The following is a 12,729-nucleotide window of genomic DNA, read 5'->3' as shown; positions in this document are numbered from 1 at the left end:
AAACCCGACCACCACAGCCCTACCGCTGCGCGTGCGCCCCCACGGCGCCGGACAGGCCGATCTTGTCTGCAATACGGATGAGTTGGGCGAGCGATGTCGCCTCCATCTTCGCCATCACCCGTCGCCGATGAGCCTTGATTGTCTGTTCGACCGTTCCGAGTTCGCTCGCCACCTGTTTGTTCAGCAGCCCCGTCACGACAAGCGCCATGACTTGACGCTCCCGCGGAGTCAACCGGTCCGCACGATCGTGAAGTGAATCGAGTTCGCGCCGGACCGCGCGCATTTGCTCCGCACGTTCGAGCGCCTGCTCGATCGCACGCAGCAGATCGGTATCGCATACGGGTTTGGGCAGAAAGTCCGTGGCTCCCGCCTTCATCGCGCCCACACCCATCGCAATGTCGCCATGGCCCGTGATAAAGATGATCGGTAGGGCCGCATTGAGTTCACGCGCGAGCTCGAGTCCACTGACGTCCGGCATCTGGATATCGAGCACAAGACATGCCGGGCAGGAAACGGCGGGCATTCTGTCGAGAAATTCGCGCGCGGAACCGAACGTTTCCACCCGATAGCCTGCTGACTGGATCAGTCGAACGAGCGCGCGGCACACGGATTCGTCGTCGTCGACGACGAATACAAGAGAAGCGGAATCTGTCATGGTCTCTATCGCGACTCAGCCTGTCCCGCCGCATCGCCAACAGGCAATGCGACGAAAAACGTCGCGCCTCGTTCGATGTTGTTTTCGGCCCAGAGCCGCCCACGGTGCATGCCGATGATAGTGCGGCTTATCGACAATCCCAAACCGAGACCCTGGGGTTTTGACGTAAAGAACGGCTTGAAGATTTTGTCCAGCTTGTCGGCAGTCAGTCCATGCCCGCGATCGCGAATAGCGATGCAGATCATCTGATCGCTCTCACGCGTAAGCGTCACGGCTGCCACGCGATCGGTGGGCGGCACGTCGTTCATCGCGTCGAACGCGTTGAGCAGAAGGTTGAGTATGACCTGCTGCAACTGGACCTTGTCGCCGCACACGGGCGGCAGGTCCCCTTCGATGTCGAGTGTCACTTTGATGCCGCGCACGATGGCATCGCTGCGCACCAGCAGGACCACGTCGCGAATGATGCTCGCGAGATCGAGCGATGCGACCTCCAGATCCCCCTTCTTCACGACGGCGCGAATGCGCCTTATCAGTTCGCTTGCGCGATAGTCATCCTGCACGATGTCGTTCAGAATCTCTCTCACCTCGGCGAGATCGATGGGGTCCGCTGCGAGAAACCTCTGCGCCGCCTGTACGTTACTGAGAATCGCGGTAAGCGGCTGGTTCAGTTCATGCGCCAGCGACGATGCAAGCTGACCCATGGTGGAAACACGCGTCAGATGCGCGAGATCGCGACGGTGACGTTCAAGCTCGTAGCGCTCGGTTCTGTCGATGATGAATGCGAGCGTCACGTTGTTCTCATCGAACTGAAACGCCTTGAGCCCGATCTCTGCCTGAAATTCGGTGCCGTTGTTACGGCGCGCAGAGAATTTATGCAATGCGGTTCGCTCATGAAAGCCCGGCGGCGCAAATGCGCCTCCTCTCAGCAGAACGAGATTATCGAGTTGCAGGTCGGGCACAAGTAATTCAACGGGCCTGCCGATCAACGCGTCGCATTTGTATCCGAAGAGCCCGGCCGTTTCTGGATTGGCCATCAAGATGCGACCCTGCTCGTCGAGCGTCAGAATAGAAATGGGAACGAGGGCGAGCGCCTCGCGCACGTAGGCTTCACCGCTTATGCTCGCCAGAGCATCCGCAGGAATATCGTTCATTCCCATGGGCCGAATGCCGCCGTCGCGAGACTGCCGCCGCGCAAATCGCGCCGAAGCCGTTGCGGGAATTCTCTCCATCATCGGACGCTCCCCACATGGCGCAGGTTGACTTTCGTCCTGCACGACCGTATTTTTTTCCGTGTATACGTCATCACGCGTGTCTCCTGACGAACCGGCTCGCGCGGCTGCGTCGTGCAAACCAATGCCCGCGGATAGCGCCGACGTTCCCGCGTGTATGCCCCTCGGACCTGTCATCGCGTGCTCGACATAATCCGCGAAACCTGGCGTATTAATACTTGGAACCGTGGACGCCATTCGCCGTCGCCTGGCAAACGTCATCCATAACCATAGAATGATGGCCGTTTCCAGAACAATGATCGCGGGCATAACCATGCTCATGGCCAAGGTTCCCCCTCAAGGCTCGCGCCAGGAGATGGACTGATACAAAAGCTGACTTTGGAAGTCGAGGAAAATGCGCCTTGAAACAAGGTACTACACCCGAGTGTCGATGCGACACGCGCATGTTAAGTCGCCAAACTATCGTAGTCCTGATACACGCAATAGTAAATGTCGAGCTCGTCAATTCTTAAAGCTATTAATTGAGAGAAGTCTGACTGCGATGGCCGATTTTCGGCAATAGGACCAAAGGGCAATTGGTCTCGCGCGAATATGCATGTAGTCTGAACGTGGTAACACATTGGGGTTCGCGGCTTTAGCGTTGCGAGAGGCTCCTTTGTGCCTGTCGGGCCGGCGTTCATGCGGGCCTCAAGGGGAGCCGGGCCGCCCACGACGGGATCGTCGGCGTTTCGGTCGGCGCAATCAATACGGCTCTTATCGCAGTGATGGCGACCTCTTGAACCACGGTCTTCTAAGGTTCGCGATCGGACTTGCGCTTCTCATCACGGCACGGCATGCGCTCAATACCCGGTCATGAATATCGTTGCGGGCGAGATGTTTGAATGTGCGCGGCGTTGCCCGCAGGCTGTATCTCGCCCAAGGTTCAAGGCGGCACATACTACCTGTGCGGCAATCTTCTTCACTTCTCGCCCACCTCTTCGCCACCCACCTGCTCTTTTACGACCTGGGCCATCACGCTCCAGCGGTCGGTCTCAAGCACGGTTTTGGCGTCGACACGCTCGAACAGGTCGAGCAAAGGCGCGACGAGACCCGTCCACCCTGTCTGGTGGCTGGCCCCGAGGCCTGCACCATTGTCGCCATGGAAGTACTCGTAAAACAGGATCAGGTCGCGCCAATGCGGATCATCCTGAAACTTCGTTGCCCCTCCGTAGACCGGCCGTCGTCCATTGGCATCGCGCAAAAACGTACCGGTCAGCCGGCGGACAATTTCCTGCGCCACCTCGAAAAGCGTCATGTGCGGCCCCGAACCGGTCGGGCATTGAACCTTGAACTCATCGCCGAAAAAACTGTGAAGCTGCACCAGAGCCCGCACGATCAGCAGATTGACGGGCATCCACACCGGACCCCGCCAATTGGAGTTGCCGCCGAACATACCGGTGTTCGATTCGGCAGGAAGGTACTGCACCTTGAACTCCTGTCCATCGACGTGAAGCACGAACGGATTCTCGAGGTGGTGCCGGGACAGTGAACGAATGCCGTGTGGACCCAGAAATTCGTTCTCGTCGAGCAGGTAGCCCAATACGCGTTCGAGTTTCCGCCTGTTGAGGATCGATAGAAGCCTTCGTTCCTTATAACCAATGAAGCCCGCGTCGGTAGGGGCGATATGAGCAACCAGCTCGGGGTAGCGTTCCCGAAACTGTGCAACCAGCGCCATCAGCTTCGGATAGCGGTGGGCGGAATCCCCTTCGAACACGGACGAAGCGCATAGCGGCAACAGCCCCACCATCGACCTTACCTTCAAACGCATCGTCTGGCCGTCGGGGAGCCGCAGCAGATCGTAGAAGAACCCGTCGTGCTCGTCCCACATTTCGTCCTCATGCTCGCCGACACGGTCCATCGCATAGGCGATCCACATGAAATGCTGTACGAACTTGAACGCGACCTCCTCGTAGATCGGGTCGTATTCGGTCAAAATAATAGCCATCTCCAGCATGGACTGACAGTAAAACGCCATCCATGCCGTCCCGTCCGCCTGCTCCAGCGTCCCACCCGTCGGAAGCTGTGCACTACGGTCGAATACACCGATATTGTCCAGACCCAGGAAACCACCGGCAAAGACATTCCGCCCCTCTGGGTCCTTACGGTTGACCCACCAGTTGAAATTGAGCATCAACCCCTGGAACGAACGCTCCAGGAAACGCGGGTCGGCCCGTCCAAGCCCTTTTTCGTATTTGTAAAGCCAGAGCGTGGCAGCGGCGTGCACGGGTGGATTGACGTCGCTGAAGTTCCATTCGTAGGCTGGAATCTGCCCGCTTGGGTGGACGTACAGGCTACGCAGCATCAGCAGCAGTTGGTCCTTGGCGAAATCGAAATCCACCAGCGCGAGCGAGACGGTATGGAAGGCAAGGTCCCAGGCCGCGTACCACGGGTACTCCCATTTGTCCGGCATGGAGATGATGTCCGCATTCAGCATGTGGAACCATTCTGTATTCCTCACTTCGCGGCGCGCGGACTCCAGCAATGGATGACTGCCGTGCTCGCGCAGCCAGTGTTGCACGTCGAAGAAATAGTACTGTTTGCTCCACAACATGCCCGCCAACGCCTGACGGTGAACGCGGCGCTGATCTTCGGTCAGCGATCTGGGAGCAATCCGCTGATAGAACTCGTCAGCATCGGCAATCCGGCTATTGAACACGCTTTCGAAGTCGCTGAACGCATTGTCGACCCTGGTCGATGTGAGGCGCAGGCGGATGGTCTTGCTGCCGCAGGAAGGGACGTCGAGGACATAGTGGGCTGCGGCCTTGGTGCCTGACCTGGCGGGATTCACCGCGTCGCGTTGTCCCGAGACGACATAGGCATGGAAAGCATCCTTGACGTAGGGAGACGCGTTGGCTTCGCCCCACAGGCGTTGGGTATTGCTCTCGTTTTCGGTGAAGAGCGACTCCGGGGCGCCATCGCAATACAACCAGTACTCACCCAACTCGGGGTGCACGGCCCGAATCGCGCCAGGTCCCGCATCGCACAGCATGGGCTTGCGAGGGTCCTTACCCCAAGACCACGTATTGCGAAACCATAGTGTCGGCAAGACCCGCAGCGGCGCCGCTTCCGCTGCCCGGTTGTGCACCGAAATGCGGACAAGGATGTCTTCCGGGTCCGCTTTGGCGTATTCGACGAAAACATCGAAGTAGCGGTCGTCATCGAAAATCCCGGTGTCGAGCAGTTCGTATTCCAACTCCTCCCGCGATCGTTTCGCATTGCTCTCGACGAGGTCCAGATACGGGTACTCCCGTTGGGGGTACTTATAGAGGTACTTCATGTACGAATGAGTGGGCGTACTGTCGATATAAAAGTAGTATTCCTTGACGTCCTCACCATGGTTGCCCTCGCTGTTGGTGAGTCCGAAGAGGCGCTCCTTCAAGATCGGGTCCTGCTCGTTCCACAAGGCCAACGCGAAGCACAATCGTTGCTTGTCGTCACATAATCCGCCGAGCCCGTCCTCGCCCCACTTGTACGCGCGTGAGCGCGCCTGGTCATGAGTGAAGTAGTTCCAGGCGTCGCCATTTTCGCTGTAGTCCTCCCGCACCGTCCCCCACTGCCGCTCGCTCACGTAAGGGCCCCACTTTTTCCACGGAACCTGCTTCTCGCGAGCGTCGTTCAGCCGCTTTTGCTCTGTTACGTCGACGATTGCGGGATCCATGCCTGTTCTCCGTTACGGGTCGATGGACTCGACTCGACGCAATGCACGCGAGCGTGTTGCATGATCGAATCTAAGCGCATGATCGAGCCGGTTCCGATAGCGGATAGACTACGCAACCACTAACCACGCCGATATTCAACCTTGGTCTAACATGCTTTCGCCCACGCTTACCCCGGCTGCGGAGCCAGATGCAAGCGGTCAACGAATGCTTGAATCCGGCGTCAGCGTGCCGGGTCGCGTTTCGTTTGCGGCATGCGATCACGCAACGAATCGTAGATCGGCGGACAACGCAGCATGGCGGGAACGATCATGGCGGCGAAGCACGATGTGAGCATCGGCAGAAGCAGAGTGAAGCTTCCTGTCATCTCGGTGGCGAGGATGATGCCCGTTATCGGCGCGCGCACGACGGCCGTGAAAAAGGCAGCCAGAGCGACGACCGCGAATGCAGTGGAATCCACGGCGACGCCAGGGAACCAGCCGACGCAAAGTTTTCCGAAGCCGAGGCCGGCTTGCGCGCCGAGAACGAGCATCGGCGCAAACAGTCCGCCCGGCGTGCCGGCCGCGTACGAGACCGCGCCAAGTGCGAAGCGCACTATAAAAATGAGCGCGATGGCGCCCAAGGAGCCAGTGCCTTCCAGCGCACGCTGTGTAATGGCGTCGCCGCCACCCACCATATCGGGCGATATCCACGCCAGCACGCCTACCGCGGCACCCACCACCAAGGCTCGCGCTTCGGCGGGCCAACGCGACAATCGGTCGGCGACGGCAAGCGCGCCGAGTATGGCCCGGCTGTACGCGACCCCGAGCACACCCACAAACACGCCGAGCGCCAGGTACATTGGCATCGTTCCGAAAGCGGGGAAAGGTAGCGCTATCAGGCGGAAGTCGGGCGAATCGCGATAAAACAGGCGGGCTACCGCAATCGCGCCCGCAGACGCGCCGAGTGCCGAAATTGCCGTACGGGTCTCGAACCTTCTAACCAGTTCTTCAAGCACGAACACCGCGCCTGCGATCGGCGAGTTGAATGCGGCAGCCAGTCCGGCACCGGCGCCGGCAGGCAGCAAAACCCGGCAATCGTCCGGGTCCCGGCGAAAGAGCGTCCCGATGGCATGAGCGATCGAGGCGCCCATCTGAACAGTCGGCCCCTCGCGGCCAAGAGCTAGACCGCAACCGATAGCCAGCACACCGCCGACGAATTTCACCGGGATGAGAACAAAGTGAGCAGGTGGCTGGTTTCCGTGCAGAACGGCTTCTACGTGAGGAATCCCGCTGCCGCTCGCCTGCGGTGCGAAGCGACGGACGAGCCAAACCGAAAAAGCTGTCGAGCCCGCAGTGGCGAAAACCACCATGAGTAGGCCGATAACGCTCTCGGCCTGCGCCCATGCGAGGAACAAGGTACGAAACCTGTCGGCCTGTTCAAGCGAGCTTCGAAACAGCACTCCTAGCGACCCTGACACCGCTCCCACGATGAGTGACAGGAGCCCCAACACGAGCAGCCCGCCGTGGTTCTCCCGGGCCGCGCGGCTGGTCATGATGGCCACACCCCGGACTACACTGGCGTGCAGGCGCCGAAGAACACGAACACGTTCCGATGCATGGCTTAAAGTCCTATAAGTCTCTGCCGATACGCTGCGCACCTGAATGAGAGTCGCTGGCGCTTTGGCACCGGTTATCGTGGACAAACATGGCATAGGGCTTGCACCGACCAGGCTGCACACCCTCGACTGCAGATTGCGCCCGATGAGCCACCTGCAATCTGGCCAGTGTCTTTCAGAAGGTCAAGCCAATATAAGTAGTCGCGCGATTGAAACGCAATTGACCTTTGGTGTCGTATCAGACGAGGCAATTGCCCTAGTGCGCGAGCGCTACGCCTTCTTCGGGACGACGCTGGCACGTGAGAAGTTCGCGGGGTTCATAGCGTGGCGCGGCGCAACGGCTCGCTCTCACGACACAGCGAACTTCGAGCAAAGTCGTTTGAATAGCCGCGCCCCTGAATCACGCCGCCAGCTGTTCCCTGATATACGCAGCGGTGCGGCTACCCTCTTCGAGCGCCACCTCAGCGGGTCTTCCGCTCACCACGATCGTTCCGCCAGCGTCTCCCGCCCCCGGTCCTACATCGATGACCCAGTCGCTTTGTGCGGCCACTCGCATATCGTGCTCGACCGTCACGACGGTGTTGCCCGCATCGACAAGTCCTTGCAGTTGCACCATCAGCCGGTCGACGTCGGCGGGATGAAGGCCGGTCGTAGGCTCGTCCAGAATGTATAGAGTGTCGCCGCGTTGTGCCCGTTGCAGCTCGGTCGCGAGCTTGATGCGCTGCGCTTCGCCACCGGATAACTCCGTGGCCGGCTGGCCGAGTCGCAGATAGCCGAGGCCAATGTCGCGCAGCGCCGTTAGCGAGCGCATCACGCCAGCCTGGTCTGCAAAGAAACTGCACGCGGCGTCGACCGTAAGGCCCAGCACTTCCGCAATGTTCTTGTCCCGCCAGGTGATTTCCAGCGTCGATTCGTTATAACGTGTGCCGTGGCATGTCGTGCACGGCGCATAGACGCTCGGCAAAAAGAGCAGTTCGACGCTGACGAACCCTTCGCCTTCGCAGGTCGGGCAGCGGCCCTGCGCAACATTGAACGAAAAGCGGCCGGCGCTATAGCGCCGCTTGCGGGCGGCGGGCGTGTCCGCGAAAAGCTTGCGCACCTGGTCGAAAAGGCCCGTGTAGGTGGCCAGATTGGAACGCGGCGTGCGTCCAATCGGTTTCTGGTCGACCCGTACGAGCCGTCTGATCGCGTCCATCCCGTCGATGATGTGGCCGCTCGTCGGCATGCTACCGTTGGCGAGCAGCGGGTCCTGTTCGTCATCGTCCGGGCTTTCGATTGTTTTCCCCAGCCGGCTCGCGACCAGTTCCGGCAAGGCTTGGCTCACAAGGCTCGATTTGCCCGAGCCGGATATGCCCGTCACCGTCGTCAGGCAACCGAGCGCAAACGCGACGTTCAGCCCATGCAGGTTATTTCGCGTGATATTGGCAAGCCGCAGCCAGCCTCTCGCTTCGCGCAACGTGCGCTCAACGCTTGCCGGCGGGGCGAACAGATGTCGGCGAGTCTGTGACGCTTTAACTGCCGCGAGTCCGTCGGGCGGTCCGCTATACACAATGTGGCCGCCCTCCTCGCCTGCAGCGGGACCCACGTCGACCAGCCAGTCGGCGCGCCGCATCATCTGCAGATCGTGCTCGACGACAAAGATCGAATTGCCCGCTGCCTTCAGCGCCTGAAGCGCGCTGAAAAGCGCTTCGCCATCCGCAGGATGCAAGCCGGCCGATGGCTCGTCGAGCACATACACGACTCCGAAGAGCTGCGACGACAATTGCGTGGCAAGCCGCAAGCGCTGCAATTCACCCGAAGACAGCGTCGGCGTACTGCGATCCAGGGCGAGATAACCGAGGCCCAGGTCGATGAGCGTAATCAACCGTTCCTGAAGTTCGGCCGCAATGCGCTGCGCGGCGAGGCGCTTCTCGCCCGAAAGGTTCGGTGTGCGTCGCACGTCAGGCGAAGCCTTGTGCGCCGAGCCGCCAGCGGCCACGCGCCGCTCGACGGCATCGCGCATAGCGCTCCTGCTGAGCACGTCGCCTTTGCCCTGTGTGGCTGCGACCGGCTCCTGCCACTCCCCGCGCGCGATCGGTTCCAGAAGCGCGGCGAGTCCCGCGAGAGGCAACTGCGAAAATTCGGCGATATCGAGTCCGGCGAATTTCACCGATAGCGCTTCTTTCGTGAGCCGTTTTCCGCCGCACTCCGGGCAGTCGCGCGAGACCATGTACTGCGATACGCGCTTTTTCATCAGCGCGCTTTGAGTGTTTGCAAAGGTATGCAAGACGTACCTGCGGGCGCCGGTGAACGTCCCCTGGTAGCTCGGCTCGTCTTTCCGTTTCAGCGCTGCGCGCGTCTCTTTGGGCGTGAGACCGGCGTAGACGGGCACGGTCGGCTGCTCGTCGGTAAAGAGAATCCAGTCGCGATCTTTCTTCGGCAGATCCCGCCACGGCGTGTCGACGTCATAGCCCAGCGTGACGAGGATGTCGCGCAGGTTCTGTCCATGCCATGCGGGCGGCCACGCAGCGATCGCGCGCTCGCGAATGCTCAGCGAGTCGTCGGGCACCATCGATTTTTCGGTGACTTCATACACGCGCCCTAGCCCATGACATGTCGGACAGGCGCCTTGCACCGTGTTCGGCGAAAAGTGCTCGGCGAACAGCATGGGCTGTTTGGGCGGGTAAGTTCCGGTACGCGAATACAGCATGCGCACGAGGGTGGATAGCGTAGTGACGCTTCCTACCGACGAGCGCGCGGACGGTGTGCCGCGTTGCTGTTGCAGCGCGACGGCGGGCGGCAAACCTTCGATCGCATCGACTTCGGGCACGCCGACCTGCTCGATCAAACGCCGCGCGTAAGGCGCAACCGACTCGAAGTAGCGCCGCTGGGCCTCCGCGTACAGCGTGCCGAACGCGAGCGACGACTTGCCCGAGCCGGACACACCTGTAAATACGACCAGCGCGTCCCGTGGGATCTGCACGTCGACGTTTTTCAGATTATGTTCTCGCGCGCCCCGCACGCTGACGAACCCCGTGTCTGTGCGGGAGGATGTCGAGGACGAACGGGGCTTGCGGCTGGTTGCATCCATATTGGTAGGTAGCTACGGGCCAGGAACTTTAGTAGGACGCACAACGCGTGCCCACACAAAGCGGCCGAAGCGAATTGGCGGCCCTGCGGGCGCGTCCGCTATCTACCGCTGCGCCACCGCCGCTTGCCACCCTGTGCGCGCTTCGACCCATTCGGCCAGCATCAGCAAACCGGCGTCACCGTGAGCAGCGCCTACCAGTTGCGCGCCAAGAGGCAAGCCCTGCGGCCCAAATCCCACGGGCACGGTCACGGCCGGCACGCCGAGAAACGTCCACGGCGCACAGAATGACGCGTCGCCCGTATAGTCGAGCCCGCGCGGCGGTTCGCCCGTGGCCGGCGCGACCAGCAGCGCATCGAGCGCCATCGCCTTGGTCAGCCAGTCGTGAAAACGGTGCGCCATCGGCATCTGCGCCGCCTTGATGCGCGCGTAGGCGGTCGCGGGCAGCTTGCGGCCTTCTTCGACGAGATCGCGCATTGCCTCGCTCACGAGTTCGGGTGTGCGATCGACCAGTTCGCCATGCGTGATGGCCGCTTCAACCGACATCAGTTTCAACGCATGCGCAGGCGTTTCAAAGATCTCGGGCGGCAGATCGACCGTGACGATCTCGACGCCGTCTCGCGCAAGCCGAGCCGCGAGCCTGTCGAGCGCGGCTTGCTGCGCCGGCTCGATTTCCCCGCCGGCCTGTTTCGACAGCACGCCGATGCGCCGCGACCCCGTGCCGCGCGCCGTAACCTGCGCAGCGGGCCCGATGTGCGAGACGTGCGGATCGTCGGCATCCTCGCCAGTGACGAGCGCGAAAGCGTAAGCCACATCCGCCACGCGTGTCGCAAACATGCCGACGTGGTCCAGCGACCACGCCAGCGGCAACACGCCAGTGCGCGCAATCGCACCGTAAGTCGGCTTGAAGCCGACGACGCCGCAGTACGCCGCCGGCCGGATCACCGATCCCTGCGTCTGCGTGCCGAGCGCGAGTGGCACGATCCCTGCCGCGACCGCCGCCGCTGAGCCACTCGACGAACCGCCCGGCGTGAACGCGTCGTTCCACGGGTTGACGGTCGCGCCCGGCTTGCGCCACGCGAATTCGGTCGTCACCGTCTTGCCGATGATCGACGCGCCCGCCGCACGCAAACGCGCGACCACCCACGCATCCCGCTCGGGGCGCCGTCCCTTGTAGGCGGGCGAGTTGAATTCGGTCGGCATGTCGGCGGTATCGATCACGTCCTTCACCGCGACCGGCACGCCGGCCAGCGGCGAGGCCACATCGACGGCATTGACGGGCGCGGCGTCCGGCAAATAACAGAACGCACGCAACGACGCCTGCGATTTGCACGCCGCATCGTAAGCCTGCGTGACGTACTGCTCGAGCCCGGCCTCGCCGGAGGCGACTTCAGCGCGAATCCGGCCGATGGGCGGAATCGGCGCAGTGTTGGAAGAAGCAGAGAACATGGTCATGTAAGCGTCGCAAACGGTGTCATTTTGCGGCAAGCGCCGGCTGGATGTAATTCTGAACGATGAACTTATCGTAGTTCGGCTGCTGCTTCAGGTTGCCGAGCGCGATCTGCGTGTCCATCGCGACAGTCAGCGCTTTAGGCGTGATGCCCACGTTCTTCGGATACACGCCTTCGTCCAGCATACGCTTCACCGCTGCGTCGACCACTGCGGCGTCGAGTGTCGGAAATTCCTTGCGCGCGATGGCGGCCGTTTCCGCAGGATGGCTTTGCATGTACAGCAGCGCGTTTTGCAGCCCCTTCACGAACCGCGCGGCCGCATCCGGATCGACGCTGCGCTTCGCGGAGATTGACGAAAACGCGTATTCGCCATAGAGCTTCGGAAAGCCGAGCACGACTTTCATGCCCTTCGCGACAGCCTGATCCAGCCCCGGCTCATACATCACCGCGATCTTCGCCTGGCCTGCAACGAGCGGTCCGATCTCCGAACCGAGCGGCACCTGAACCAGCTTCACGTCGCTTTGCGACATGCCGTTCTCCTTCAACAGCTTGAAGAACAGCGACGTGCTGGTGGTAGGCATCTGTCCCGACACGATCACCTGATCTTTCACGTCCTTGATGCCGCTGAACTTCACATCCGGCGCAACGGCGATCCACACCGCCGCACCGTTCACGACATTAGCGATCACATCGACATCGGCGCCCTTCTCCGCGGCCACGGCCGTCCACTCCGGCCCGTGTAGCGAGAAGTCGGCGCTGCCGGACAGCACAGCCGAAAGCGCCGCGCTCGGACTGCCCGCCGTCTGCTTGTTGACGTCGAGTCCCTCCTTCTCGAAGAAGCCGCCGTCTATCGCCACATAGAGCGGCAGATAGAGCATCGACTGGAACGCCTGTGAAATAGTCACTTTCTTTCCGGCGGCCAGTGCCGGTGTTGAAACGCCTGCAACGCTCAGTGCCAAAGCGGTCGTAAGCGCCACGAGCGCCTTTCTTGCGGTTAGTGCCATCGTCTGTCCTATATTGAAGTGGTTGGACTGC

General features: G+C 61.3%; 7 protein-coding genes. All 7 read right to left on the bottom strand.

Translation table 11 applies throughout. The features are described from left to right. Window positions 1-19: 19 nt before the first annotated feature. Window positions 20-655 carry a response regulator transcription factor gene (locus JMY24_RS25945; RefSeq protein ID WP_128584458.1) on the bottom strand — a complete coding sequence of 212 codons (636 nt, stop codon included), beginning with the start codon at window positions 653-655 and terminating at the stop codon, window positions 20-22. 5 nt (window positions 656-660) lie between these two features. Then, window positions 661-1,806: a sensor histidine kinase gene (locus JMY24_RS25940; protein WP_164853647.1), complete on the bottom strand. Its 1,146-nt coding sequence runs from the start codon at window positions 1,804-1,806 to the stop codon at window positions 661-663. A 1,036-nt stretch (window positions 1,807-2,842) separates the two neighbouring features. Next, window positions 2,843-5,581: an MGH1-like glycoside hydrolase domain-containing protein gene (locus JMY24_RS25935; RefSeq protein ID WP_201703183.1), complete on the bottom strand. Its 2,739-nt coding sequence runs from the start codon at window positions 5,579-5,581 to the stop codon at window positions 2,843-2,845. Window positions 5,582-5,802: 221 nt separating this feature from the next. After that, the gene (gene clcA / locus JMY24_RS25930) at window positions 5,803-7,113 is read right to left on the bottom strand and encodes a H(+)/Cl(-) exchange transporter ClcA (protein WP_128596246.1); all 1,311 of its coding nucleotides are present in this window, start codon (window positions 7,111-7,113) and stop codon (window positions 5,803-5,805) included. 463 nt (window positions 7,114-7,576) lie between these two features. Further along, window positions 7,577-10,246, bottom strand: a complete 2,670-nt coding sequence (locus JMY24_RS25925; protein ID WP_201703181.1) for an excinuclease ABC subunit UvrA — start codon at window positions 10,244-10,246, stop codon at window positions 7,577-7,579. A gap of 102 nt (window positions 10,247-10,348) precedes the next feature. Continuing rightward, a complete protein-coding gene (locus tag JMY24_RS25920) occupies window positions 10,349-11,698 on the bottom strand; it encodes an amidase (protein WP_128596245.1) in 1,350 nt (449 codons plus the stop codon). A 19-nt stretch (window positions 11,699-11,717) separates the two neighbouring features. Next, window positions 11,718-12,698, bottom strand: a complete 981-nt coding sequence (locus tag JMY24_RS25915; protein ID WP_128596244.1) for an ABC transporter substrate-binding protein — start codon at window positions 12,696-12,698, stop codon at window positions 11,718-11,720. Window positions 12,699-12,729 lie beyond the last annotated feature (31 nt).

This window comes from Paraburkholderia kirstenboschensis (genome assembly GCF_904848585.1).
In the GTDB taxonomy this organism is placed as follows: Bacteria; Pseudomonadota; Gammaproteobacteria; order Burkholderiales; family Burkholderiaceae; genus Paraburkholderia; species Paraburkholderia kirstenboschensis.
The sequence above is the reverse complement of the archived record's forward strand: the minus strand, read 5'-3'. Positions and strand labels throughout refer to the sequence as shown.